This window comes from bacterium, from assembly GCA_030647555.1.
In the GTDB taxonomy this organism is placed as follows: domain Bacteria; phylum Patescibacteriota; class Andersenbacteria; order UBA10190; family CAIZMI01; genus CAIZMI01.
This window is the reverse complement of record JAUSJG010000027.1, coordinates 62,932-89,558: the sequence shown is the minus strand read 5'-3', so window position 1 is coordinate 89,558 and position 26,627 is coordinate 62,932. Positions and strand designations below refer to the sequence as shown.

Sequence of the window (26,627 nt, the reverse complement as noted above, 5' to 3'; positions counted from 1 at the left end):
AAACGACTCAACATCCTGTTGAGTCGTTTTGCACAAGAATCGAAGAACTCCGAAATCTTTGTGCTCGGATGCGCAAAGTTTCGGAGCCCTTCAATTACCAACTGGGTTATTTTGCACAAGTGTCAAAGAACTCCGAAAATACGCGTCAACAGACACGTATTTTCGGAGCTACCTTTAGTGCGAAAACGAAACATGTAAAAAATACTCAAAACAACCATTTGATTTAATTGTTATCTGTTGTACCGTAAAATCACAGAAAGGAACAAAAAATGAAAACTGTTACTTACAACAAACTTGTCCGTGATGGTATTCCAAAATACCTGAAAGGCATCGGGGTCGATTGTGAAACGAAAACAGTTCCGCTCGACGCTCGACTTCCCCACTTACTTTCCAAGCTCGTCGAAGAAGCGCGCGAGACCGCCAGAGCAAAGCCGGCTAAACTCACCCATGAACTCGCAGATGTACTGGAAGTCTTAGAAGCAATCACCCGACTTCAGAGAATCTCATGGGAAGATATCACCGCGGAACAAAAAAGAATAAGAGACGAACGAGGTGGTTTCGAAAAAGGAATCTTCCTTATCTCCACCACCGAGCCCGACAAACCGACCAAGTAGTCGGTTTTTTCTTAGAGACTTTTGACTATTGCCGGTTATTCTATGTACTTGTTATAATTATCACATGAATAGAACATATGTCATTCCAACTTCAGAAAAAGTAACTATCGAAAATCTGTATTACAAAGAGAAATTGTCCGCCAACGAAATAGCAACTCGAATCAATGTTAGCATTACAACTGTCTATCGATTTATGCGAAGACACAAAATTCAAAGGAGAACGCACAAGGAATTATCAAAATTGGCGTTCAATAAAAAACCTGCTTCATACGTTCTGGCCCCGAACCAGCGGACAATGCAACTTAAAAAACTTAAAACTGCCGGCACTATTATGTATTGGTGCGAAGGTACCACATCTGAAAAAGCAACAAACGTCGATTTTACTAACAGTAAACCGGAAATGATCAAATTGTTCACAATGTATTTACGAAAGATTTGCGGAATAAACGAAACAAAACTTCGGGCGATGATTTATTGTCACAAAAACCAAGATGTTGCAAAAATTACAAATTTTTGGTCTAATCTAACCGGCATCCCAATAGACCATTTTACAAAGCCATATATTCGCACCGACTTTGATCCAAATAAAATTGATAAGATGCCCCACGGACTGGTTCACATTAGATATTATGACAAAAAGCTTCTGAATCAAATTAGAGAATGGATTAAGGAAGAAGCAGAACAATTAACAAATTAATATTTTCGGGCAGGTACCAAAGTTGGTCAAATGGACGGCACTGTAAATGCCGCGGCTCTGCCTTCGAAGGTTCGAATCCTTCCCTGCCCACATAACAAAAAATGCCAGGCCTTGCGCCTGGTGTTTTTTGTTACGGGCAGGAGTAACACAACTGCTTGTGTTATGTGAGGATTCGAACGGCTCGTGATGTTTCGCCAATGCGAAACCACGAGCCGGTGGCTAGACAATTGCGACATCAGTCGCAATTGTTGAAGCCGAATCCTTCCCTGCCCACTCATTGAATATGTTTTGCGAAGCAAAACTAATCAGATGTTGTACACCCCGCCACCGGCGGGGCACAAGAATCGAAGAACTCTCGAGGTAAGTTTCGCCTTGCGAAACAGATTCTAATGTACATAAACACGTTTTCACGTTTCGTGAAAACGTGTTTACACAAAAACCGAAGAACTCCGTCATTTGGTTTATTCGCAATAAACAAAATGACGGAGCAAGAGATTTTGCCCGCTGGCGTAATTTTACATACATCAAGCAAAGTAGTACTGTGGTATTAATGGTCATATGTTGACACATACAACAAATTAAGTTAGTATAAACAGTCGCCCTTTTTATATAAAAGGTTCATTTAAAACTAGGTTATTAACTATTGTGGGGCTGAAACGCAGAAAGGCTCTACTGCGGGGTACAAGTAGTCCAATAGTGGCAACGAAAGTATTACGATGAAGGAATGTCGCCCTTCCAGCTCCACAGTAGTTTATAACCGAGTAAATAATTAGACTTTCTTATTCGGAAAGCCGTTGTTATTTGTATTTCTTTTTGTTCTTCTTCGGTGCCAACAAATTCAATAGAACATAGATATTGGTTACCGGCGACGCATTTTTGTAAACAGATGTCTCCTCTTTTACCAAGCTTGTTGGCGTATATATGATCAGGATACCTAACAATTTTATTCAGATTTACCAACAGAAAATTAAACTCCTCTGCTGGTTTTTTATCATACATATGCTTTAAAACCCGCGTACTAATATAAACCTTATTTGAGTTAAAATTCATTCCTTTGCAAACAGCCTGCGTAAGAAAACAAACAAGAAATTTTTTCTCTTCTACTAATCCCTTTTCTGGTGTTCCTTTGATATATTTCTCATACACCTCAACAAGCTTTGTTGTTCTACCATGAACGGTCATAATAATATGTTAACACTTGTACTTTTAAGAGTGAAGATTATTAATTGTTCACGGTAGATTAACAACCCCAAGGGAAGGATTGTTTCCGTGAGTACAGGGTATAATAATTTCAGTATTATGGCACTTGTTCAAAAAATACACTCCACCCGCCTATCAGTCTTTCCAGATTCTCCCCCCTACGATATAATCTAAATTCCACCCATGCCCTATCTCGCTCTTATTGCCACCGCCACGCTCGTCCATCTCTTAGCCCTCATCAGCCCCGGGCCGGATTTTTAGGGCTTGGTAATTATAAACGCTTTAATATTATGTTCAATGCGCTTCAAAGACGACTGTCTTTGATTGAACAAAATCTTGAAACGTACTATAAGTACGTTGAAAGATTTTTGATTGAGAAGCAGTTGTATTTGGAGATGCAGTGGACATAAGATAAGGCGTTTATTAATTACCAAGCCCTAAACATGGCCGTGCGCAACTCCTTGGTCTACTCCAAAAAGACCGGCCTTTGGACGGCCGTCGGTTTTGGGCTCGGCATCGCCGTGCATATTTTTTATTGCTTGGCCGGTCTTGCTGTTGTCATTTCTCAATCAATCCTGATCTTCAACACTATCAAACTTTTAGGCGCTGGATATTTAATTTACATCGGCCTCAAATCTTTTTACGCCAAATCTTCCAAATTGGATGTCGGCGAGTACAAACCAAGGAAGGACATCTCAGCCCTTTCGGCCATCAAAACAGGTTTTCTAACAAATGTACTTAATCCAAAAGCAACCCTGTTTTTCTTGAGCTTATTCACATTCGTCATCTCCCCCACCACGCCATTTATGATAATGCTGATTATCGGCGGGATAATGATTATCAATACGATTCTTTGGTTTTCATTAGTGGCTGTTTTACTTTCTCACAAACGCATCCGCACGGTGTTCGAAAGATTCCAAAACGTCTTCAATAAAACCTTCGGCGGATTATTACTTATCTTAGGAATAAAGATTGCGATGACGGAAAAATAGAACAGTGGACACCTCCGAGATGGTACTTCTGGTCCCACGAAACCTTGGTGAAGTGGGAACAGTATCTCCTCGGAGGTGTTGTTAGTTCGCGCATCGCGCCGATGACTAACCCACACCACCTCCAAGGAAGCCGTGTGTGGCCACCTTGGAGGTGACCGCGACAACTTTTTCGCGTCTTTGACATATACCAAAAAAAAGGTAACTTTATGATTACAGAATCGAAATAATGCCGGTGTAGCTCAGAGGCAGAGCAACTGTTTTGTAAACAGAAGACCGTCGGTTCGAATCCGACCGCCGGCTCTCGAGATTTGTTTCGCTTAGCGAAACTATACAATGTACACAAAACAACTCAACATCCTGTTGAGTTGTTTTGCACAAGAATCGAAGAACTCCGAAAATACGCATCCGAAGATGCGTGATTTCGGAGCTACCTCTGGTTACCTGCGAAGCAAAACAAACCAAATGTACATAAAACATCTCCACGCCCTGTGGGGATGTTTTACACAAGAATCAATGAACTCCGAAATCTTTGCACCAAGAGGTGCGAAGTTTCGGAGCAACTCACACGAGGAACCCTCAACCGTCCGCAAAGCAAAATGTTCACGAATACATTTTCACGTTTGGTGAAAATGTATTCGTGAACAGCGGAAACAAGAATATTTTCGTCAAAAGGAGTTTTTTCGGATCTATTACAGGGCAATTCATGAATTGCCCCTACACTACAGAGACTGTTTGTTTATCTCACCGCCACTCGTGCGAGATATTTTTTGGCTTCGACGTGATTGGGATTCAACGCGAGAATTTTTTTGGCTGTCATGTTCACAAGTGGACGGCGATCCATGCGCGAAGAAATTATGAGCAATTGCTCCAAATATTCGATATTTGTTTCGTCCATATTGTGCGCCTGTTGATACATCGAAAGCGCTTTTCCGTATTCTCCCACCGACATATAACAATAGCCTAATGGTCCTTGCAAACCACCATGATCAGGATCGCGTCGCAACGCTTCTTCAAAGACCTCACGTGCTTGCTCAAAATCCTTCCGTTTCAGATAGACAATACCCAACAACCGATAGGCCTCGGTATTACGAGGATTTTTACTTAAAATATCGATGAGCGCGGACTCCGCGACATTATATTTCCCTTCCAAAATTTGATTGCTAATTTCTTGCGTAGCATCGGTCAACGCGTATGCCTCACGGTCAATAAAAGACATTTTCTTTTCTTCAATCGGCGCAACCGGTTCCACGGCAACCTCCTCAACATCCCTTACAGTAAAAACTTCTTTCGCTTCCGGTTCTTCCGCCATAATTGTTTTTTCCAATTCCTGCAGTGGAGTTGGTTTCGGCGCCATCTTACCAACAATTCGACGACGATTGGGAGTGCGTGTTTCTTTGGTTTTTTCCACTGAAAACGCCGGCTTTTCAACAACAACTTCCGCTTCCACTTTTTTCGCTTCCACCTTTGGCTGTTCTGCTTTAACTTCTTCGATTATCGCCTCAACTTGAGACTCAACGCTTGCCGAAATTTCCTCTTTTGGCTTTTCCGTAGTTTTTGACTTCTTTGATTGCGTCAACTCGGACAATTCATCTGATATTGGTTCTGGATAACGCAATGGATTCTTTTTCACTGACTTAATATCGGATGTCGTCATAATCGGTTGGGTAAACTCTTCGATATTTTTGTAATCTACATCCGCGTCAGTTTCTTTCTTTCCGCGACTAAAAACTGCCAAAGAAGGCTTGATACGCGGTACACGGTGGAAAAGCTTTGCAACCAATTGTCCGGAAAATTTTACTACCCGCCACAAATGCATCATCACCCAAATAAACTTAACCAAAATAAATTTTCCCTGTTGTCTCACTTTAGAAACAGTGAAACCAAAAGTATTTTCTTGCGGTTGCGTTAACTGATGAGTATGCGGATTTACCGGCAACTCCGTTATTTGTTGATCGGATAATTCGGATAATTCTTTTTGTTCTTTTCGTTCCCGGAAGCTACGCGCCATGGCCGGCAAATGTCGCCCAAACACAACCAAAATCGCGCTTAAAGCGCCGATAATGAGAAGGATTGGTAGAAAAATAGCGGACAAAATGCTTTAGATAGGTTAAAGTTCCATTCTTTGAAAACGCTCAACAAAAATATTTTCGCCTATTTCTCCAACTTTTTGTCCCAAAAGATCACCAACAGTAATCTCGGGATTTTTTACAAACGGTTGTGAAAGCAACGCACGTTCCGCTTTAAATTTATCCATTTTCCCTTTGATAATTCCCTGCGCGATGTTTTCCGGCTTACCAAGCCCACTCACTTCTTTTTCTACCGCTTCTTGTTCTCGCGCGATTAATTCCGCCGGAATAGCGTCGGCGCTCACCGCCAACGGGTCGCACGCGGCAACATGCATCGCGATATCTTTAGCCAGTTCTTGAAAAACAGGATTCATTGCCACAAAGTCCGTCTCGCAACGCAAAGCCACCAACGCCACCAGCTTTTTATTGCTATGAACATAACAACCGATCATTCCTTCGACAGCCGAACGGTCCGCTTTCTTAGCTTGTTTAATCTTGCCTTTTTCACGCAAAAATTTAATTGCTTTTTCTTCGTCGCCTTCGGAAACCTGAAGTGCTTCTCTTACATCCATTATTCCGGCACCTGTTCGAGCCCGAAGCTGACGAATATTTTCCGTCGTAATTGTTGTTGTCATACCCAGTATATCAACTTCCAAATTGAACAAACTCGGTTTGTTCAAAACTGGCAAGTATTACAAATGAGGTTTTATTGATATTCATATTTTTGAATAAATAAGTTGTTAAAATATTCCAAATTGGAAGTTGTATTACTGGGATAATTTTCTCCTTTATTAATAATATTACCCCTTAACGGCCGTAGTGGCCACATCTACCGTCTTGATCCCACTTTTGCCTTCCAATACAGCATCGGCAATGGTTTTGACAATAATTTCAAGGGATCTCACCGCGTCATCATTGGCCGGAATTGGATAATCAATCACGGAAGGATCGGCATTGGTATCTACTAAAGCAATCATTGGCACTTTACGACGCACCGCTTCTTTCACGGCAATTTTTTCATTGTGCGCTCCAACCAAAAACACAGCATTCGGCATTTTGCGTAGCTCTTTCAAACCTTGCAAAACATCGTCCAAACGCTTGATTTCATTCTTCAGCACCGCGCGTTCTTTCTTGGTAAGCATCTCGGCTTCCGGAGATTCTAAGGTAACACGGAAATTTTCCAATTTGTTAATGCTTTTCAAGATTGTTTCAAAGTTGGTAAATGTACCACCCAACCAACGTGTGGTGATGAATGGCATTCCGCAACGCTCGGCCTCGGCCTTGACGATGGCACGCGCCTGGCGTTTTGTACCGACAAAAAGCACTACTCCGCCCTTACCCGCGATGTTGCGCGCAAAAGTGGCTGCTTTTTCCAACGAAGTTAATGTTTGTTGCAAATCTAACACGTGGACGTGATTACGTTCCGTGAAAATATATGGCTTCATTTTCGGATTCCACTTGGATGTTTCGTGTCCAAAGTGGACACCGGCCTCTAATAGGTCTACTAAACTTGGTAACGACATAAATTGATCCTTTCTTCCTCTTCGCTGTCCCCTCAAATACCAGTAAATCTTCGACAAGCTCAGATTAAACCGGCAAGGAATGAGGGGCCTCCCCCAAGGGGAGCCAAGCGAATGTGAGATAAATTAGCTAATAAACTAGTAGTGACAATCTAACAAAGAACGCCTTTTTAGGCAAGAAGCGAAAGGGTCGGACTCCCCAAGGGGGTCCGACCCTCATTGGCCAACAACGATACGACGCTACCAATCAAGGTCGGACCGCTCGGCAGTCCGACCTTACGTCTGTTCTCGATCTGTTTGACAATTTCATTGGTTCTTTTATACTCATTTCGTTATGAAACCTGAAATTCACCCGGATTACCAAGAGGCCAAAGTTACCTGTGCTTGTGGCAATACTTTTAATGTTGGCTCAACAAAAGCCGAAATCTTCACAGAAGCCTGTTCCGCCTGTCATCCTTTCTACACTGGCACAAAGAAAATTATGGACACCGCCGGTCGCGTCGAGCGCTTTGCGAAATTGGTTGAAAAAACCAAGAAACAAAAGGAAGCCAAGATCATCGCCAAGGGCGCCCCAAAGAAACTCCGCGAGAGCAAGGCAAGCAAGTCTAAAAAGATAGGGTAGCTAACTGAACAAAATCAAGACAATCTCTCCACAAGAGAGGTTGTTGCATATTTATAAAGTTTTAATTATCAATTTTCAAAGACCAATTATCAATTAATTTTCAAGCTTCAATTTTCAATTTGACGTCGTAATTGATAATTGAGCCATTGATAATTAATTGAAAATTGGGAATTGATAATTGAAAATTCATAACTTAACAAAAACGCTAAAACCTGAAGTTATATTTATCCCCTCTCGCATTATATGTAATTTCAAGCTATTAATTACTCATGCCATCATTATCGGATATCGAAAAAGAATACCTGCAGTTAACTGAAAAGTTGAGTAATCTCAACGGGCTTTCGCACGCCGAAATTGCTACCGTGTCATCGCGACATTCGGAACTCCAAAAAATCATGGATATTAAACATCGGGTGGATAATCTAAAAACCACCGTACAGGAAAATCAAAACATCTTACAGGAAGAAGATAATGAATTAAAAATTCTTGCCCTGGAAGAACTGCCCAAAGCCCAAGAAGAACTTACTCTGGCCGAAAAAGAACTGCGCCATTCCCTGCTCCCCAAAGATGAATACGCGGACAAAAACGTTGTGGTAGAAATTCGCGCCGGTGCCGGTGGCGACGAAGCCTCGTTGTTTGCCGCCGACCTCCTAAAAATGTACATGCGTTTCGCAGAAACCCAAGCATGGAAAACCCACCTGGTCGACGAAAACCACAACGAAGCCGGCGGTTACAAAGAAATTATTTTCGAAATGGTTGGTAAAGGTGCATACGGTGCGTTGCGTTTTGAAAGTGGCGTTCACCGTGTCCAAAGAACTCCCGTCACTGAAAAACTTGGACGTATTCACACCTCAACCGCGACGGTTGTTGTGTTGCCAAAAGCAGAGCAGGTAGACGTTGAAATTCGCCCTGAAGATTTACGTGTTGAGACTTATCGCGCCGGCGGTCACGGCGGTCAAAACGTCCAAAAAACCAGCTCGGCTGTGCGTATTACCCATATTCCAACGGGCACTGTCGCGCAAAGTCAAAATGAACGTGGGCAAGCCCAGAACAAAGAATCGGCAATGGAAGTACTGCGTTCCCGCATTTTGGCCAAACAAATTGAAGATCAACAAAACAAAGAAGGCACGGCCCGCCGTACCCAAATTGGCACTGGCGATCGCAGTGAGAAAATTCGTACCTACAACTTTCCGCAAGACCGCCTCACCGATCACCGCATCAAAGAATCCTGGCACGGATTAAACCAAATCATGGATGGAAACATTATTGATATCATAGATACTATTCGCGACGCCAATGAAAACAAAGCTCTCGGGGAAGCACTTTAAGGATACTCCCTAAAGTTGCGACTTTAGGGAGTATCCTTAAAGTCGCACGACCACACATGAAACCAATTACCAAATCATTAACCATCAAAGAAGCCCTCCGCGAAGGAATTGTTTACCTGCGTACCAGCTCGCCTAGTTTTGGCGTGGATGCGGAAATATTGTTGGCTGAAGTGATTAAAAAACCACGTGAGTTTTTGATTGCTCACAATGAAGAGAAGCTAACCTTTAATCAGGCGGCGAAATATCGACACTGGCTGATGCAACGCATCAAAGGTGTTCCGATTCCATACCTAACGGGTAGCCAGTATTTTTATGGGAGAAAATTTATCATCAACAAAAGTGTTTTAGTCCCCCGCCCCGAAACCGAAGCATTGGTTGAGGAATGTATTAGAATTGTTAAACAATCAACCGTCGTGTCATTCCTGCCCGAGAGCAGGAATCCGTCACGTCATACCCTCGCGCCGGTTATTGCCGACATCGGAACAGGATCAGGAGTCATCGCCGTTTCTCTCGCCCTTGAAATCCCGAAAGCAAAAATTGTCGCCACGGATAAATCAGGCACCGCCTTAAAAGTCGCTACGCGCAACGCACGAAGATATCGCGTTGCCAAACGCGTTACTTTTTTTGCCAGCGACTTGCTCAATGAAATTCCTTCGGAACTTTCACCGAATATTATTGTTTCTAATCTTCCCTACGTGCCAGTGAAAGAATTACAAGAAGCACACACAAAACCAGACACAATCGGTCTCACTTTTGAGCCACAAGGAGCCCTTGATGGAGGCCCAGACGGCCTCGCCGTTTTCCGCCGTTTTTTTGCCCAGATCGCGCGGTTTGAACAAACAAAAAATTCTCTACAATATCTTTTACTCGAGCATAACCCAAAACAACGCCGTGCCCTATGGGAACTTGCGCACGAATTTATCCCCGAATTCAAACCGAAAGAAGTAACGCCGTTTGTGAGCAAATGGACGTTGCTTTAAACCAACCAGGGACGGCCCCGAAAAAGGGGCCGTCCCTGGTTGCAAACTAGTTCCACTCCAGAGATTAAACCCAACCGACCCAAGATTGGTTTTTTCTTTACCAAAATCCCCGCTTATGCGGGGATTAATTGGTTCAATATTTCGGTAAAACTATTATTTCTTCTCTTCTTTCTTCGTTTCTTTCTTGACTTCCTTCTTCTCGCCCTTCTCTCCTTCAGCCGGCGTACCTTCCGCAACCGCTTCGGCTTCCTTGGCGGCTTTCTTTTCGTCCGCTTCGGTCTTTACTTCACCGGCATTTTCTTCCACTTCCTTATTCAATTCTTCCATTTCGGCTTCCGAGCGAGGAGGCGTGACAACCGCGACAATTTCTTCCATATTATCCAAAACTTTAACTTTATCGGAGATATTCAAGTCGGCAATTGTGATACGGGCTTCAAAATCTTTCAACGCACCAATATCAACAATAATGTTTTCCGGCAAATCTTGCGGTAATGCTTGCACTTTGATATTGCTCAAACTCTTGACCAAAGTTCCGGCCAAATCTTTCACCGCGAATGATTCCCCATGAAAAACCAACGGCACGGTTGCTTCAATTTCTTCTTTCAAGTTAACTTGATGAAAATCAATATGTTGTGGCAAGCCGGTCATTGGGTTGCGTTGTACTTCCGAAACCAAAACCGCTCGACCGTCTTTTTCACCTTCAATAACAAGATTAATAAGCGTGCTATGCGTCAACTCCGGTAATATCTTTTCGAACGCTTTTTGATTAATTGCAATTTGAACATTGGCAACGCCGTTGCCATAAAGAATACCGGGAATAGCTCCGCCAATGCGGACATTTTTTGCTTTACGCCCCGCTTTGACACGGGGTTGCGCTTCGATTTGATGGATTTTGTTAGTAGACATCGGTTTCTTTAGTTAATTCTCGAACAACGGATCTATCTTGACGCTTCAACAGTTGGATCATCTCCAATAATTCATTTCCGCTCACGCTTGGAGTAAGGCGAAACTTTTCTATATCTTCTCTGGTCATATCCGTTACCATACCGAGAGAAATCATACCCATACCACTCATGGCCACAACGGCCATAATTGAACTTTTGCAACGCGGACATTCTACATAAACGCTAGAAGATTCATCGGTAGTTTCGATGATTTGCGCGTCCTCAACCCGATAGCCCGCGTTACATAACGGACAACGGGAGATTAATTGATTCGCTTCGTCAAACATATTCTTTGTTTATGAGTAGATAATAATTAAGAGGTGGCTTTTTGTCAAACGGCACTATTCTACCACCGGAAGCACAAGTAATTTTTCGCTTTCAAGCGGCCTCACGACTTTTTGTCGCAACAAAAAGCGTGCAGAGCGAGGTTAATGGCGCAGTTCGCCATTAACCGGAGTGTACGCTTGAAAGTGAAAAATTGCTTGTGCTTCCCCACACACTTCCTCACCCTCCCAACGACAACGTCGTTACATCACTTGTATCATCAACTTCCCACGCTTCGCCGTGAATAATCACACTCTCCACCAAACCAATGATGATAAACATTGTCAAAAGGCTACTCCCGCCGTATGAAATGAATGGTAAGGGCACGCCGGTGACAGGCAAAAGACCGATATTCATACCCGCGTTAACTACAATCCCACTTAGCAAGGCCACAAATGCCCCAACCGCAATCGCCCGTCCAAACGAATCCGTCGTCTTTGACGCTGCGACCAATGTGCGCCAAAGAATTACCCCGTACAAAGACAACACACCCAAAACACCCACCAACCCCAATTCCTCGCCAATACGGGCAAAGATAAAATCGGTCCTATTTTCCGGCAAAAAATTTAAACGACTCTGCGGACCATAACCAAGACCTCTTCCCCAAAAACCACCGGAACCAAAAGCCGTGACCGACTGCAGAACAGTGTAACCACGTCCCAACGGATCGGAACCGGGATTTAAAAAAACCAAGACACGATCCTTTTGGTAAGGCTTAAGAAAAAATACCCAACCGCTGGCGAAAACTACAACAGCAATCACGGCCAAACTCAAAAACTGCTTGCGCGTAAGCCCAGCCACCGCAATCATACCAAACCAAATTGCCGTCAAAAGCATCGCCGTACCGAAATCCGGCTGTAAAATCACCAAGATAATTGGAATACCGGCATAGAGAATTGTGCGAAACAGTACCCGTGTTAATGCCACGCCTTGTTTACTCTCACCTAAAATTTTTGCCAATACCACAACCAAAATTGCTTTTGCTAATTCGCCCGGCTGTAGATGAAACCCGCCAAAAACCAACCACGACGCGGCGCCTCTGATAATCCTTGCTTGCAAAACAATCAAAAGTAAGAAAATCAGCACAACAAACAATACGGAAGAAAACGAACGCGCAAAAGTATAATGCGTGCGCGCAATAATAAACATAACCAAAATTCCTAACCCGGCTGCCACCCCCTGGCGCATAAAATAGCCAAGATTGGCGGAATCACTTCCCGTTCCCAATAGAACCAAACTAATTACCACCAAAAGTAACGCGCTCCCCCAAAGTACGGGGTCACTTCGTCGAAAAACATCTCTAATAATCACTCCCTATTAATAGCGCACAAATTTGGTTGTGACCAACCGCGAAAGAAATCAGGGTACAGGGAACAGGACGTCAGGGTCGCGGACGTCGCATTCCTTCCCTTATTCAAGGGAAGGCGGGGATGGGTTATGTCTATTGGGCAATCAAAGGATTATTGACTTAATCCCTCCCCGCCTCCCTTTAAATAAAGGGAGGAATGCTATTAATTCCCCGCCGGTGTTGCGACCGACTGCAAATCGCGAATATCCTGAATCCCCTGCCTCCGCTGAATCGCGTCCGGCAAAAACACATTCACCTCCGGTACAACTTTGAAATCAGAAACAATTTCGCCCTTATTCAACGGCCACTGCGCGGTAAACTCGCGCCGTTCCGCCGACAAGAATGAGCCCATAAAAGTCTTACTCACACCAATCATTTCGCCCTGCGCATCCAAGCCGACCACCGTTACTTCTACACGTGTATAGTCAACATTACTTTGATTAGCGAGCAGACCCTTCAACTGAAAAGTATCGATCGTCGGACCCGAAATAATATTCGTCGGCTTGTTGATCAACACAATTTCCGGCGGTGCGAAACCGCTATCCACAAACGCCCACTCCGTACTACTTATTTCCAAACTTGCCGTTGCACCTGTCGGAATATCATTATTGAACGCCGTCAGATATTTTTGGTCACTCGGCAAAACAAACGACTCACCCGTTACAACTTGCGGATTTTGATTAGTAGCAGAAATTGTGAACTTGTATTTAAAGCGCACCGCGCCGGCATTCGGATTTGGGTTACGCAGTGTTCCAACCAAATCTCCTTTTCCGGGAGTAGTGGCAATAATTTTTGTCGCAATCACTTGCAAAGGCAAAGCGGTTTTCGGTGGTGGTGGTAATGCGTCCGGTGGAGTGTAGGTCGCCCAATAAATAAGACCGCCCAGCGAAATCCAGAAACCAAAAAAGATACAAGCGATGACTATTTGTTTTACTGTGCGGTGTTTGAGAAGCATTAGATACAGCTTAGCAAATATTGGGGGAAAGATGAACTTGCACTGCAATCGGGGACCGTCCCCGACCTGCCCCGCGTAGCTTTAGCGAAGTGGGGACGCCGGGGTCGGTCACCGATTGTGTGTCACCACACAAGTCGTTTTTGTTTCAATATATGGAAACAGTATCCCCCGTCGCTTCCGCCAGCTGGCGGAGCTATGGGGGATAATTTTCTTTGCGAAGAAAATTAAAAAACCACCCGCGACACGTTGCCCGGGTGGGTGGCCATTCAGTTTACCGAATGACGAACTCTATTTTGTTACGGTCGATCAAACGGACTCTCGTAAAACCCCTTCCTGAGTTCCGTCGCTTTGACGCGAATTGACACCTCAATCTTGTCGGCATGCTTCAGGACAAAATCGGCGCTGAGAGAACCTTCGTCCAAGCCGTCCAAGAAATTTTCCAAATCTTTCTTAACTTCAAGGACGCTGAAGCAAAAACCAAAATCTTTGTTCTCCTGTCTCAAGGCTCCGTACTTCGCGTCCGTCGCCGGTCCCTTGTTGACGTCGGAAATAATCCGCAAGCACTCCCGATAGACGATCGCGCAGTCTACATCATCGCGAGCAAGATCTCGTTCGGAAGTCAAACACTCATACTCGCCTCGCGAGGCATATTTTTGAGTGAGATCCGTCACGAGTCCGAGGTTTTCACGCAAAATACGTTCTTTGGTGACCCCAACAACATGCCGCGCCTGTTCCTGTTTCTTGCGAGCAACAGACGAATTATGATTGAGAACACAAAGACTAAGAGAAATCAGACACAGAACCACGATCACAACCTGCAACAATCGAACTTGCATGACATTCTCCTTCACAAAAAGCGACCACAGAACGCACAAGTTTTCCAAGAACAACCCATAATTATACTCCAAACCACCCAAATTGTCAATAGTGCATTTTTGGGTGGCTTGGTAAGATGAAAATTCATGAGAAACCAACAAAAAAACACTACTATCAGTGACCGACCCTGGCGTGCAGGGACGGTCCCTGATCTTTTGTCATTTCGACATTTCATTGGACTAATTACCGAAGTGTCGTTTTGGAAATTGGGATTTAGAGCATTATTTGGGATTTGGGATTTGGGATTTGGGATTTTGTGGTGTCGATTGATTTCACAGAACACTGTTTTTCAAAATATATTTTCTATCTACTGACCATGGCAGAATTCATCCACCTCCATACCCACTCCCACTATTCCCTCCTGGATGGTCTTTCGAAAGTGGACGACATGGTTAAACGCGCCAAGGAACTTAATATGTCCGCCATCGGTCTCACCGACCACGGCGCGATGTACGGCATCATTGATTTTTATTCCGCCTGCAAAAAAAACGGGATTAAGCCGATAATTGGTGTAGAAACTTATGTCGCCGTTCGTAGTCACAAACAAAAAGAAACCGGTATTGATAATCGCCGTTACCACCTAACGCTACTGGCCAAAAACATGACCGGTTATAAAAATTTAATTAAATTAATCACCTCGGCTCACCTCGAAGGTTATTACTATAAACCGCGCGTCGACAAAGAACTGCTTCGTGAAAATCACGAGGGCATCATTGCTTTATCCGGTTGTATCGGAAGTGAAGTGGGGCGCGCCATCACCGGCAGTGGCAAAGAAAAAGCGATTGAAGTCATCCGTGAATATCAAGACATTTTCGGCGCCGAAAATTATTACCTGGAAATAATGCACCACCCGGACGTCGACAATTTTGAAAAGTGGCGCTTTATGTTGATCGAACTTTCGCGCGAACTGAATATCCCGCTAGTCGCCACCCAAGACTCTCATTACTTGCGCCCCGACGATGCGGAAGCGCACAAAACACTCGTTGCCATTTCCACCAACACCGACGTGGGCGACACCGGCATTTTTGCCGGCACCGGCCAATACCATTTTATTTCCACCGAGGAAGCGATGGAATGGTTTTCCGATATTCCCGAGGCTGTCACTAATACAAAAGTTATTGCGGATCGTTGCAACATCGAACTGACTCTAGGCAAATTTATCTTCCCCGACTTTGCGCTAGAAGAAGGAAAAACCGCCGATCAAATGCTCGACGAACTTACGCAAAAAGGGATGAACTTCCATGGCCTAACGGAAGATAAGGTTTCCGAAGAAAGACGCAAATACGAACTGGATGTTATCAAACAAAAAAACTACGCCCCCTATTTTCTAGTGGTTGCCGACTTATTACGCTTCGCCCGTAAATCGGATATTTACACCACCGTGCGTGGATCCGCCGCCGGATCACTGGTTGCTTATCTTTCCGGAATCACAAATGTTAATCCAATCGAATTCCAACTTCCTTTTGAACGGTTCTTAAATCCTTTCCGCCCGTCCGCGCCCGATATCGATATGGATTTTGCGGATAATCGCCGAGGCGAAGTAATTGACTATGCCAAACTAAAATACGGCGATGATAAAGTGGCCCAGATCGGCACATTCGGTACGATGATGGCGCGTGGTGCGGTGCGTGACGTGGCCAGAGCGTTAAATAAACCATATGAACTGGGTGACCGCGTGGCCAAACTGATCCCAATGGGCTCGCAAGGCTTTCCGATGACTATCGACCACGCCATGGAAATTGAACCGGAATTGAAAAAAATATATGACACTGACCCGGAAATAAAACACATTCTGGATATTTCTCGCAAACTGGAGGGCACGATGCGCCATGTTTCGGTGCACGCGGCCGGCGTAGTTATTGCTCCCCAACCACTTGTTAATTACGTCCCAATTCAGCTTGATCCGAAAGACGGCAACCGACGCATTACCCAGTACGACATGTACACCGTTGGCGAAGATGGCGTCGGCCTAACCAAACTCGACTTTTTAGGGATCCGTAATTTGGCCATACTGGAAGACGCGGTGCGCCTAGTGAAACTTCACCACAATATTAAAATAGACATCGAACGGATTCCGTTCGATGACAAAAAAACTTTTGAAATGTTGGCGAATGGCGAAACGGAAGGATTGTTTCAACTAAACGGCGAAGGTATGACAAAACATTTAATGGATCTGAAGCCAACTACGATACATGACATCAACGCCATGGTGGCCCTCTATCGCCCGGGACCAATGAATAACATTCCGGAATATATCGCACGTAAACTTGGACGCAGTCCAATCAAATATTTCCACCCGAAGGCACAAAATTTCTTGGCCAAATCTTATGGTATTTTAGTTTATCAAGATGACCTAATGTTTACCGCTCTGGAACTAGCCGGCTACAACTGGGAAACAGTCGATAAGTTTAGAAAAGCCATCGGAAAAAAGATTCCGGCAGAAATGGCAAAGCAACATATTATTTTCGTTGATGGGTGTCAAAAAAACAGCAACTTAACCAAAGACCAAGCCGAAGCGATTTGGAATTTGTTCGAACCCTTCCAAGGTTACGGTTTCAACAAAGCACACGCCGCGTGTTACGGACGTGTTGCCTACCAAACTGCCTACATGAAGGCCAACTTCCCTGCCGAGTATATGTGCGCCGTCCTTTCCGCCGAATCCGGCGATATCGAAAAAATTGCCATCATCATCAACGAATGTAAACGGATGGAAATTCCCGTGTTACCGCCGGATGTAAATTTTTCACATAAAGGTTTTACAGTCTTGAAAGCCAATGATTCAATTCCGAAAGACGAAATCCGTTTTGGACTGCACACGGTAAAAAATGTCGGCGAACATATTGTAGAAGCAATTATCGCTGAACGCGAGAAGGCCGGCTCGTCCAAAGATCTCATAGATTTCTTCTCCCGCGTGCATTCGCGTGATCTGAATAAAAAGTCTGTCGAAAGTCTAGCTAAGGCCGGCGCTTTTGACACACTTGCCGAACGCAACCAAATTTTGGAAAACACCGACACACTTTTGAATTTCAACCGCGATATTGGCAAACAATTGCTAACTAATCAGGCCAATCTTTTTGGTATGATGCCCGCCGAAGTGGCGCGACCAAAAGTAACCCTAAAAGCCGTTGAACCGGCCACGCAAAAGCAACGCCTTAGTTGGGAAAAAGAATTGTTGGGATTATTTATTTCCGGTCATCCATTGATGGATATCGCCCCAGCGCTCGCGGAAGCCACAACCCCAATTGCCGACATCACCATTCATAATGCGAACGAAAAAGTGAAAATCGGCGGTATAATTACCACCATCAAAAAAATTATCACTCGCACACAAAAAGCCATGGCCTTCGCCACTGTTGAAGACCGCTCCGGTTCGTTGGAGGTTTTAGTGTTCGCAAAATTGCTGGAAACCACCCAAAACCTGTGGCTGGAAGATAAAGTCTTAATTATTGAAGGACGCGTCAGCGACAAGGACGGCGTACCGAAAATTTTAGCCGACTCCGCGTCGGAATACGACCCGGCCAATCCACCAAAGGCCCTAAAAAACAAAGCTATTTTTGACGAAAAACCTCCGATTAGCATCACAATCAGTGTTCCGGTAAATGCGACGAAACGCACCTTCATGGATTTGAAAGCAATTCTGGAAAAGGTCGGCAAGGGCCGCACCGCAGTCTTCTTGGAAATCCAGAAGGAAAATCAAAAAGATCTCGTCAAAACATCCTATTTAATTACTTACACGCCATTCCTGCAAAATCTATTTGGCAACATTCTCGGACCAAATTGCATCAAAGTCGAAGAAGCGAAACCGGTAATTCAACACAAGTTTGAACCCGCACAGGAAGAACTTTAAGGGTCACCCCTAAAGTAGCGCTTACTTTAGGGGTGACCCTTAAAGTTGGAGATATCCCACTTCGCTCGTCTCGCGAGACGAGCTTCGAGGGATTAATTCATTTTTCTTTCAAGAAAAATGAATTAAAAAAAACCGCGCGTCAGACGACGAGCGGCGGTACTAACGCCTTGTTGGTAAATGGAATACAGCAATAATGGACAGTAGGGACAAAACAAATTGCCCTAGACCAACAACACACAAAACGCTCGTAACTCTTTCGCAAAAATCGGACGAGGGCATCTTGCTCACAGCAATGGTAGCAAACACACTTGAAAGGGCGAGAGCGACCAAAAACACGTAACAGACTAGGTTCTTAAGCCCGACCGCCGTTAGTCCCCACAACACCACACGACGATTCGTTCCGTTTCGTCTGTTCTGTCCCAATCCCTCCTCACGCCACTCGCACAAATCGTTGTCCGTTTCCATAAGTCACCCTGTAAGTAAAAGTTTCAGAAAAGAACCAACGCCACCCCACTTTGTACCCCCAAAACGATATTTTGTCTAGAAAGGGTCGGACTCCTCGAGGGGTCCGACCCTCATTGGACGGCGACGCGACCAGTTAAGGTCGGACCGCCCGGCAGTCCGACCTTACCCGTCCGTCTTTTCTAATCGTCTCCCACTTGCTATAGTCTCCTATATGTCTTCCAAACAATCCAACCCAAACGAAACCAATCCAATCGAACCTATTCGCCACTCCCTCTCTCACTTGATGAGCATGGCAGTGCAAGAGCTTTACCCAACCGTCGGTTTGGGTGTTGGCCCTGTAATCGAAAACGGTTTTTATCAAGACTACGACCTTCCTGAAACAATTAATCAAGACATTTTTCCAAAACTGGAAAAAAGAATGCGCGAAATGATCGCGGAAAACATTGAATTCAAACAACACAACGTCGAATTTGATGAAGCACTAAAAGCTTACAAAAACGATCCGTACAAAACAGAGCTCATCAATGGATTAAAAGAAAAAGGTGAAAAAAATGTCAGTTTCTATCTTTCCGGTACATTTGATAATCTTTGTGGTGGTCCACACGTAAAATCCACCAAGGAAATCAATCCCGACGCGTTCAAACTACTTAAGACCGCCGGCGCATATTGGCGCGGTGATGAAAAGAATAAAATGCTCACGCGTATTTACGGCGTGGCTTTTGCAACAAAAGAAGAATTGGACACGTACTTGACGATGCTCGAAGAAGCGGAAAAACGCGACCATAAAAAACTTGGCCGTGAATTGGACTTGTTTGTTTTCTCCGATTTGGTTGGGAGTGGTCTACCCCTCTGGACACCAAACGGCATGATGGTACGCACTCTCCTTGATAATTTCGTTTGGAAGTTGCGCGACGCGCGCGGATATGAAAAAGTAGAAATCCCCCACATTACCAAAAAAGAATTGTACGAAGTGAGCGGTCACTGGGATAAATTCAAGGACGAACTTTTTCGCATTACCACGCGTGAAGGACACGAGTTTGCGATGAAGCCGATGAACTGCCCGCACCACACACAAATCTACGCTCGCAAGGCCTGGAGCTACCGCGAACTGCCACAGCGTTACGCCAATACCACAATGTGCTATCGCGACGAACAATCCGGCGAACTTTCCGGTCTTTCCCGTGCCCGCAGTTTTACTCAAGACGATGCGCACGTTTTCTGTCGCTCATCGCAAGCCAAAGAGGAATTTCTCAAGATTTGGGACATCGTTCATGAATTTTACGGCGTCTTCGGTTTTGACCTACGTGTCCGTCTTTCCATTCATGATCCAAAACATCCCGAAAAATACCTTGGCGATGCAAAGCGCTGGGAATATGCCGAAACGGTTTTACGTGAAATCGTCACCGAGAAAAAAATAGACTGGTTTGAGGGTTTGGGCGAAGCCGCTTTTTATGGACCAAAATTAGACTTCATGGCCCAGGATTCTTTGGGACGCCAATGGCAAGTAGCAACAATCCAATTAGATCTTAATATGCCGGAACGCTTTAATCTTTTCTGCCACAACGAAGAGGGCAAAGAAGAACGTATCGTCATGATTCATGCCGCGATCATGGGATCGATTGAGCGTTTCCTTTCCATTCTCATCGAACATTTGGCCGGTAATTTCCCTCTCTGGCTCGCCCCGGTACAAGTTTCAGTTCTTCCAATCGGTGAAGCACAATTGGATTACGCAAAACAAGTGGCTGTTGAATTAAAAAAACAAGGAATTCGCTCCCAGGTCGACGAACGTAACGAAAAAATCGGCAAGAAAATTCGCGACAATGAAATGAAAAAAGTTCCGGTGATTGCCGTGGTCGGTGACCGCGAAATGCAAGCCAAAACAATCGCCCTACGCATGCACGGCAAAAAAGACGGCGGAGTGTTATCGATCGAAGATACAATTTCTCTGCTTTCCAAAAATATCGCCGAGAAGAAAATCACGTTTGAGTAACCGATAAATAAATGACGCCCCGTTACCCTCCTTTATTCAAAGTTGCACACGCTTCGGCGGTGTTGCCCTGATGGGCTAAAGGGCGAGGGTGGATTAAATTAAGAAGCTACGATGTCCTTATAATCACAATCCCTCCCCGCCTCCCTTTGAAAAAGGGAGGAAACGTTGCGGTTTCTACAAATGACCCACTATTGCGTGTGATCCATTATCTTCCGTACTCTACTTCCCCGGACTCGGCACCACGCTCGGCAAAACACTCGACAAAGCATCCAGTGCTTTCTTGGTATTATTTACCGCATTCGTAACATCCTCGGTGCGACGTTGTGTTTTATCAAATATACCGCGCAGTTGCTCAAGTGCCTTGCGCGCTTCAGTCAGTAAATTTTGCGCGTTTTTTGGAATATCTTGCAGTTTACTGCCAAAGCCCTGTTTATTTAACACAATTTCCGTGCTTTTAATTCCTTTGTCCACATTATCCAAGGCCAGATTAACTTTATCATTGCCTAGCTTGTCACGTGCCGCATTCTCCAATACATTCAAACCGACATAGGCATCACTCAAAGTTTTCCCCGCAAAATTATCCGTCGATAGTGGCACATTCTTCTTTGTCCAATTGCTTATTCCTTGCGCCTTACTTAATGCGTCAGGAGCACAAATGCCAGTGGTCATTTTCCACCGCTCACAAAAAAAGGTGCTATTGGCCACTATCGTAGGCAACCCCCAAATAAGCATGACCCAAACAAGGAAAAACAGAACAACAAGTGACATCAACAAACGAATTATCCTCATATTGCATATTCTATCACATCAATTACTTTATATCTGGGACCGTCCCTGTACGCCAGGGTCGGTCACAGATAAACCAAAATTTCATTATGCCTTCCAACCCCCTCCTCGCCATCATGGGCCCCACCGCCTCGGGAAAGACTCAATTGTCGTTAAAATTGGCAAAGCAATTTAACGGAGAAATTATCTCTGCCGATTCCCGCCAGGTTTATTTTGGTATGAATATTGGCACGGATAAAATCGTTTCGCGAAAAAAAATTGCAGATTCACCACTTGAGTCGATTAAATACAATTCAATTCCCCACTACCTAATCGACACAATTACTCCGAACCAACCCTATTCAGCAGCAGACTTCGTAAACGACGCTACAAAAGTAATTACAAAAATTCATGAGAACAATCATTTGCCGATTGTAATTGGCGGTACCGGATTTTACATTCGTGCGTTAACCGAAAAGAAAAATTTTGCGTCAGTTCCACCGGATTTTGCATTTCGTGATTGGGCAGACCAACAACCGGTGGAAATTTTAGCCAATGATTTATTAAAAAAAGATCCCGTGTTAGCCACGCGTGTTGATTTGAAAAATCCAAGACGGGTCATTCGGGCACTAGAAATCGCCGAGTCATTGCGAGCAAAGCGAAGCAATCTCCCGTCGTTGCCGAACGGAAATTGTTTCGGCGCTGAAGCACCTCGCAAAGACGAACGTGTTGCGAATACAAATAATTACAACATTCTCAAACTCGCCATTCGCCGGCAACCGGACAATTTGCGCGAATTGATCACTAAGCGTGTTGATAAACAACTTCAACAAGGCCTCATCGAAGAAGTCCGAGAGTTGATCAAAAAATACGGCGAACAGGCGCCGGGCCTTCAAGCAATTGCTTATCGAGAACTGTTTCCGTTTCTTAGAGGTGAAGAATCTCTTGAAGAGGAACGACAAAAAATTATCAACGCCAACTGGCAATACTCAAGACGACAACTGACGTGGCTACGGAAGGAGCCAAATGTGGTTTGGGTTGATAGTGAAGAAGACGCTACTACTAAAGTCCTTAATTGGATTCAGGACATGAATAATGATTTATGATTAATGAATAATGAACGTATCGCGTAGTCGATTCATCATTCATTATTCGTCAATCCTAATTCATCGCGAATCATCTCCTGCACTTTTTGCGGATTGGCACGACCTTTCGTTTCTGCCATTACTTTGCCCATCAAGAATTGAATTACTTGGACTTTTCCGGCTCGCGCCTTATCCACCTCGGCAGGATTAGCGTTCAACATGTCTTGAACAATCCGACGCAACTGATCATCATCACTCACCTGCCCCAATCCTTTATCGGCAACGATGTTTGATGGGTCACCGCCTGTTTGTTGCATAATTCGCAAAACTTCCGGCATCGCGTTGCGATTCACTTCCTCGCGATGCAACATTACAATCAATTCGGCAAAATTCTCCGGACTTACTTTTGTATGACTAAAATCCGTTTTTTCTTCGGCAAGAATATTACGAAAATCACCGAGTAAATAGTTTGATGCCAATTTATACAAGCGGACACTGTCTCTCTTTTCAACGTCTGAACGTTGTTCGTTCCATGCCAAAATCTCTGAGAATACATCCTCGGTATAAGCGGCCAACATTCGATCTTCCACCATAATCCGCACCTGCTCATCAGGAAGTTGAAACTGACTAATGAAACGAGCTTCTTTGTCATGAGGTAATTCCGGCAATGCCTCACGCATCCGTTGAATCAACTCTTCATCAATTCTTAGTGGCGGTACATCCGGTTCCGGAAAATAACGATAATCCGCTTCATCTTCTTTCACACGCTGTTCAACTGTTTCTTGGGTTGCATCATTCCAACCACGCGTGCTTTGTTTCATTGGCGGATTGCCCTGTTTCCAGAGTTCTGTCTGACGTGCAATTTCATAAGTCAGTGCGCGTTCCACGGCTTTGAATGAATTCAGATTTTTACATTCCGTTTTTGGATTTAATTTGCCACCTTTTTCGCGCATCGAAATATTGGCATCAACCCGCAAGTCGCCATTTTCCATATCCGCATTAGATACGCCAATGTAGCGAATCGTGCGCTGTAAATCTTCCAAAAATATCTTGGCCTCTTGTGGAGTTTTGATGTCCGGCTCGGTCACAATTTCTACCAGTGGAGTCCCTGAACGGGTGTAATCAACAAGCGTTCCACCGTCATGAATGTTTTTTGCAGCGTCTTCTTCCATGTGCGCACGTGTAATTCCAATTTCTTTTTCTTCGTTATTTACGAATACTTTTACTTTTCCTTCATAACAAATCGGTTCGTCGTATTGCGAAATCTGATAACCCTTTGGCAAATCGGGATAGAAGTAGCTTTTGCGGGAAAATGTCGTATGCGAGGCAATTTTGCAGTTTAGAGCCAAGCCAACTTTGATTGCCCACTCCACCGCCTTGGCATTCAAAACGGGCAGCTGCCCCGGAAAACCCATACAGATCGGACAGACAAAACGGTTGGGTTCTTCTGCTTCAGATACGTTTTTACACCCGCAGAACATTTTCGATTGGGTGTTGAGATGAACGTGGATCTCTAAGCCTATTACTGGTTCTAGTTCCATAAGCTCAGATTAAAAGAAAACGTGTGGTTTGTCACCTAGTTGACTGCCAATTTTTAATTTGAAATTTGAAATTTTTAATCAATTTGAAATAGTTAAATATCTTAATTTGAAAACCGCGCGTCGTTATTTCAAATTTAAATATTAAAAATTGATTTCAAATTAAAAATTTCAAATTTCAAATTGAATGCCAGCCGGCTCTCGTTGTTCTACAAATTCAATCCAATTTTGATGTCCCAGAAGTGCTTGCTTCACACGTCCGTGCACTTCATCCGGCGTCTGCAACCTTCCGTCCATGTCCGCCGGAATGTGTCGCCAAACTTCCGGGTAAAAATCCATCAGTTCGTAGTAACTTTGTTCGACAAGGTCTAGATATGCGGAATTTCCTTCGTGCGCGTCCGGATTTCCGTTTTCGCGTTTCATTAGAAGCTGAGCCCGCATTTCACTCGGCATCGTGTGTAATAAAACAACGTCCGGTCTTGGCAGGCCCATCATTTCAAATTCCAAATGATCAATCCAGGCGTAGCGTTGTAAGCGCTCGGTCGGATCTTCCGCCAACGCGCCCATATGGCCTTGGTTACTGGAAACAAACCGATCACATATAACAACGTTCCCCGGAACTTCTAATGCTGCGCGCATCTCTGGCGCGAAGCGTAACCTGTTCGATGCATATAAAACCGCTTTAGAACGCCAATCGCGTGTGTTCCAATCATCCTTGGCCTCGTGCAACATAAACCGAATCAAGTCCGCCACCGGATCTTGCTTGTATGTAGGAAACGAAAATTTTACGAGATTATACCCTTCTCCTTCCAAATAGTCGCAAAGTAGTCGTGTCTGCGTTTCTTTGCCGGAACCATCCGGACCTTCGTTGACGAGGAGTAGACCTTTATGCATGAGTTTATGTTACAAAATATTTTGATAAGTGACCACCTTCGAGGTGGCCGCTCACGGCTTCCTCGAAGGTGGTGTGGGTTCGTTCGTCGCTAACCTGCATCCACTCCCGAGGAAGTGCTGAAGCACCACCTTCGATGTGGCCACTACGGCTATTTCCTCAACCTGTGAGCGCTTACTATAATATATGTGTTGGTTGTTTTTGCCTTACACTCGCCTAAAATCCCTCCCCTCCTCCCTTTGAATAAAGGGAGGAAACGCGAGAGATTGCTTCGCCTCGCTTCGAGCGATGGCTCGCAAAGACTGCCCTCCTTTACAAAAATGCCCGAATTGAACATTCGAACATTTCATTGGTTATTGGAAATTGGGTATTGGGCATTCTGTCGCCCAAGTTTCAAATACCGTTACAGTTGGACTTTCAGACCTACTCCCATAGTTGAAGTAAGAGTCCCTGACAAAATATATTCCCCTTTCGCTGTTTGCGGGCGGGCCTGGCGGACGGCATCTACTACTGCGCGTGCGTTATCGGCAATTTTATCCGCGTCCCAAGACGCTTTGGCCACACCAACGTGAATGTTGGCGGATTCGTCCATTTTGAAGCTCACTTTGCCGGCCTTTAATGATTTTACGAGGACAGCCGGATCAGGACCAATTGTGCTGGTCTTTGGATTTGGCATTAATCCGCGTGGACCTAATACTTTCGCAATCTTCGCCAATTCCTTCATCATGTCCGGAGTAGTCACTGCAACGTCGGCGGCAAAAGATTTCTTAGCCGCAATTTCATTGACCAATTCAACACCACCAACAATGTCGGCGCCAGCTTCTTTAGCTTTTTCTTGTAAGGCGGTATTGTCAGTAAAAACAGCAACCTTAATTGATCGAGGTGAACCATGTGGCAACGAAACCGTGCCACGGACTGTTTGATCGGATTGCTTTGGATCAACACCGAGGTGCATATGAATTTCTACCGTTTCGTCAAACTTGGCTTTGGCGTGTTCTTTTACAAACGCCGCCGCTTCTTTAATAGAAACAGTTGTCGCCGGTTTAGTCTTTTCAATTTCCGCTGTTCGCTTTCCTGTCATAAGATTGATTCAAAAATTATTTAACTAAAATTCCCATTGAGCGTGCTGTTCCTTCCACCATTTTCATTGCTTGATCAACATCGAAAGCATTCAAGTCTTCCATTTTTTGTTCGGCAATGGCACGAATTTGTTCTTTTGTGACTGTACCAACCTTATTCTTATTAGGTTCACTGGAACCTTTTTCAACCCTAGCGGCCTTCTTTAAAAGTTCCGCAGCCGGTGGCGATTTAAGAACAAAAGTGAAAGTACGATCTTTATAAATAGTAACGATAACAGGCGTTACTTCCCCATTCTTTTCCTTTGTCTTCTCGTTAAACTTCGCGCAGAAATCCTGCATATTAATACCGTGGGGCCCGAGCGCAGTAGCCACAGGTGGAGCCGGGTTTGCCCGACCACCGGGAATTTGCAACTTTATATTTTTTATTATTTCTTTAGCCATGATGAGTTTAAAAGATATATTATTTGCTTAATTTTGTCCAATGTCGACCGTCATTGCGA

At 44.5% G+C, this 26,627-nt stretch carries 23 protein-coding genes and 2 tRNA genes; 11 read left to right on the top strand and 14 right to left on the bottom strand.

Annotated features, from left to right (window positions below; genetic code table 11):
* Positions 1–269 precede the first annotated feature (269 nt).
* From Q7S57_05785 to Q7S57_05775, 3 genes are all read left to right on the top strand, one after another.
* Positions 270–614: a nucleoside triphosphate pyrophosphohydrolase gene (locus Q7S57_05785; protein MDO8512756.1), complete on the top strand. Its 345-nt coding sequence runs from the start codon at positions 270–272 to the stop codon at positions 612–614.
* A 64-nt stretch (positions 615–678) separates the two neighbouring features.
* Positions 679–1,311: a helix-turn-helix domain-containing protein gene (locus Q7S57_05780; GenBank protein ID MDO8512755.1), complete on the top strand. Its 633-nt coding sequence runs from the start codon at positions 679–681 to the stop codon at positions 1,309–1,311.
* Positions 1,312–1,318: 7 nt separating this feature from the next.
* Positions 1,319–1,401, top strand: a tRNA-Tyr gene (locus Q7S57_05775).
* A gap of 621 nt (positions 1,402–2,022) precedes the next feature.
* On the opposite strand, the gene Q7S57_05770 is transcribed toward Q7S57_05775, so the two are convergent.
* Entirely contained in the window at positions 2,023–2,493 is a 471-nt protein-coding gene (locus Q7S57_05770; GenBank protein MDO8512754.1) for a hypothetical protein, read from the bottom strand.
* 461 nt (positions 2,494–2,954) lie between these two features.
* On the opposite strand from Q7S57_05770, the gene Q7S57_05765 reads away from it, so the two are divergent.
* A complete protein-coding gene (locus tag Q7S57_05765; GenBank protein ID MDO8512753.1) occupies positions 2,955–3,503 on the top strand; it encodes a LysE family transporter in 549 nt (182 codons plus the stop codon).
* A gap of 228 nt (positions 3,504–3,731) precedes the next feature.
* Positions 3,732–3,803 (top strand) — tRNA-Thr (locus Q7S57_05760).
* 436 nt (positions 3,804–4,239) lie between these two features.
* Here the strand turns inward: Q7S57_05760 and Q7S57_05755 are convergent.
* The 3 genes from Q7S57_05755 to rpsB form a co-directional block, all read right to left on the bottom strand.
* Positions 4,240–5,595, bottom strand: coding sequence for a tetratricopeptide repeat protein (locus Q7S57_05755; GenBank protein ID MDO8512752.1), 1,356 nt, complete (start codon positions 5,593–5,595; stop codon positions 4,240–4,242).
* 15 nt (positions 5,596–5,610) lie between these two features.
* Positions 5,611–6,204 (bottom strand): elongation factor Ts, encoded by a 594-nt coding sequence (gene tsf / locus Q7S57_05750; protein ID MDO8512751.1) that lies wholly within the window; start codon positions 6,202–6,204, stop codon positions 5,611–5,613.
* 165 nt (positions 6,205–6,369) lie between these two features.
* Positions 6,370–7,092 carry a 30S ribosomal protein S2 gene (rpsB, locus tag Q7S57_05745; GenBank protein MDO8512750.1) on the bottom strand — a complete coding sequence of 241 codons (723 nt, stop codon included), beginning with the start codon at positions 7,090–7,092 and terminating at the stop codon, positions 6,370–6,372.
* Between the two features lie 331 nt (positions 7,093–7,423).
* On the opposite strand from rpsB, the gene rpmE reads away from it, so the two are divergent.
* From rpmE to prmC, 3 genes are all read left to right on the top strand, one after another.
* Positions 7,424–7,711: a 50S ribosomal protein L31 gene (rpmE, locus tag Q7S57_05740; GenBank protein ID MDO8512749.1), complete on the top strand. Its 288-nt coding sequence runs from the start codon at positions 7,424–7,426 to the stop codon at positions 7,709–7,711.
* 269 nt (positions 7,712–7,980) lie between these two features.
* Positions 7,981–9,039, top strand: coding sequence for a peptide chain release factor 1 (prfA, locus tag Q7S57_05735; GenBank protein ID MDO8512748.1), 1,059 nt, complete (start codon positions 7,981–7,983; stop codon positions 9,037–9,039).
* 56 nt (positions 9,040–9,095) lie between these two features.
* Positions 9,096–10,019: a peptide chain release factor N(5)-glutamine methyltransferase gene (gene prmC / locus Q7S57_05730; protein ID MDO8512747.1), complete on the top strand. Its 924-nt coding sequence runs from the start codon at positions 9,096–9,098 to the stop codon at positions 10,017–10,019.
* A 153-nt stretch (positions 10,020–10,172) separates the two neighbouring features.
* Here the strand turns inward: prmC and Q7S57_05725 are convergent, their stop codons facing one another.
* From Q7S57_05725 to Q7S57_05705, 5 genes are all read right to left on the bottom strand, one after another.
* On the bottom strand, positions 10,173–10,925 hold the full coding sequence (locus Q7S57_05725; GenBank protein ID MDO8512746.1) for a 50S ribosomal protein L25: 753 nt from the start codon (positions 10,923–10,925) through the stop codon (positions 10,173–10,175).
* Positions 10,915–11,250, bottom strand: a complete 336-nt coding sequence (locus Q7S57_05720; protein ID MDO8512745.1) for a hypothetical protein — start codon at positions 11,248–11,250, stop codon at positions 10,915–10,917. The genes Q7S57_05725 and Q7S57_05720 overlap by 11 nt, the downstream gene beginning before the upstream one ends.
* 217 nt (positions 11,251–11,467) lie before the next feature.
* Positions 11,468–12,598, bottom strand: coding sequence for a rod shape-determining protein RodA (gene rodA, locus Q7S57_05715; GenBank protein MDO8512744.1), 1,131 nt, complete (start codon positions 12,596–12,598; stop codon positions 11,468–11,470).
* 200 nt (positions 12,599–12,798) lie between these two features.
* Complete coding sequence (locus Q7S57_05710; GenBank protein ID MDO8512743.1) at positions 12,799–13,590, bottom strand: hypothetical protein; 792 nt, start codon at positions 13,588–13,590, stop codon at positions 12,799–12,801.
* 296 nt (positions 13,591–13,886) lie between these two features.
* Complete coding sequence (locus Q7S57_05705) at positions 13,887–14,426, bottom strand: hypothetical protein (GenBank protein ID MDO8512742.1); 540 nt, start codon at positions 14,424–14,426, stop codon at positions 13,887–13,889.
* 356 nt (positions 14,427–14,782) lie between these two features.
* On the opposite strand from Q7S57_05705, the gene dnaE reads away from it, so the two are divergent.
* Positions 14,783–18,313 carry a DNA polymerase III subunit alpha gene (gene dnaE / locus Q7S57_05700; protein MDO8512741.1) on the top strand — a complete coding sequence of 1,177 codons (3,531 nt, stop codon included), beginning with the start codon at positions 14,783–14,785 and terminating at the stop codon, positions 18,311–18,313.
* 676 nt (positions 18,314–18,989) lie between these two features.
* Positions 18,990–20,768 (top strand): threonine--tRNA ligase, encoded by a 1,779-nt coding sequence (gene thrS, locus Q7S57_05695; GenBank protein ID MDO8512740.1) that lies wholly within the window; start codon positions 18,990–18,992, stop codon positions 20,766–20,768.
* A gap of 219 nt (positions 20,769–20,987) precedes the next feature.
* Here thrS and Q7S57_05690 read toward each other — a convergent pair whose 3' ends face one another.
* Complete coding sequence (locus Q7S57_05690; protein MDO8512739.1) at positions 20,988–21,437, bottom strand: hypothetical protein; 450 nt, start codon at positions 21,435–21,437, stop codon at positions 20,988–20,990.
* 206 nt (positions 21,438–21,643) lie between these two features.
* Here Q7S57_05690 and Q7S57_05685 point away from each other — a divergent pair, with 206 nt between their 5' ends.
* Positions 21,644–22,639 (top strand): tRNA (adenosine(37)-N6)-dimethylallyltransferase MiaA, encoded by a 996-nt coding sequence (locus tag Q7S57_05685; GenBank protein MDO8512738.1) that lies wholly within the window; start codon positions 21,644–21,646, stop codon positions 22,637–22,639.
* 35 nt (positions 22,640–22,674) lie between these two features.
* On the opposite strand, the gene gatB is transcribed toward Q7S57_05685, so the two are convergent.
* The 4 genes from gatB to rplK all read right to left on the bottom strand — a co-directional run bounded on the left by gatB (position 22,675) and on the right by rplK (position 26,568).
* Positions 22,675–24,159 (bottom strand): Asp-tRNA(Asn)/Glu-tRNA(Gln) amidotransferase subunit GatB, encoded by a 1,485-nt coding sequence (gene gatB / locus Q7S57_05680; protein ID MDO8512737.1) that lies wholly within the window; start codon positions 24,157–24,159, stop codon positions 22,675–22,677.
* Positions 24,160–24,327: 168 nt separating this feature from the next.
* Positions 24,328–25,050, bottom strand: a complete 723-nt coding sequence (locus tag Q7S57_05675) for a hypothetical protein (GenBank protein MDO8512736.1) — start codon at positions 25,048–25,050, stop codon at positions 24,328–24,330.
* Positions 25,051–25,451: 401 nt separating this feature from the next.
* Positions 25,452–26,129, bottom strand: coding sequence for a 50S ribosomal protein L1 (gene rplA / locus Q7S57_05670; GenBank protein MDO8512735.1), 678 nt, complete (start codon positions 26,127–26,129; stop codon positions 25,452–25,454).
* Between the two features lie 16 nt (positions 26,130–26,145).
* Complete coding sequence (gene rplK, locus Q7S57_05665; GenBank protein MDO8512734.1) at positions 26,146–26,568, bottom strand: 50S ribosomal protein L11; 423 nt, start codon at positions 26,566–26,568, stop codon at positions 26,146–26,148.
* Positions 26,569–26,627 lie beyond the last annotated feature (59 nt).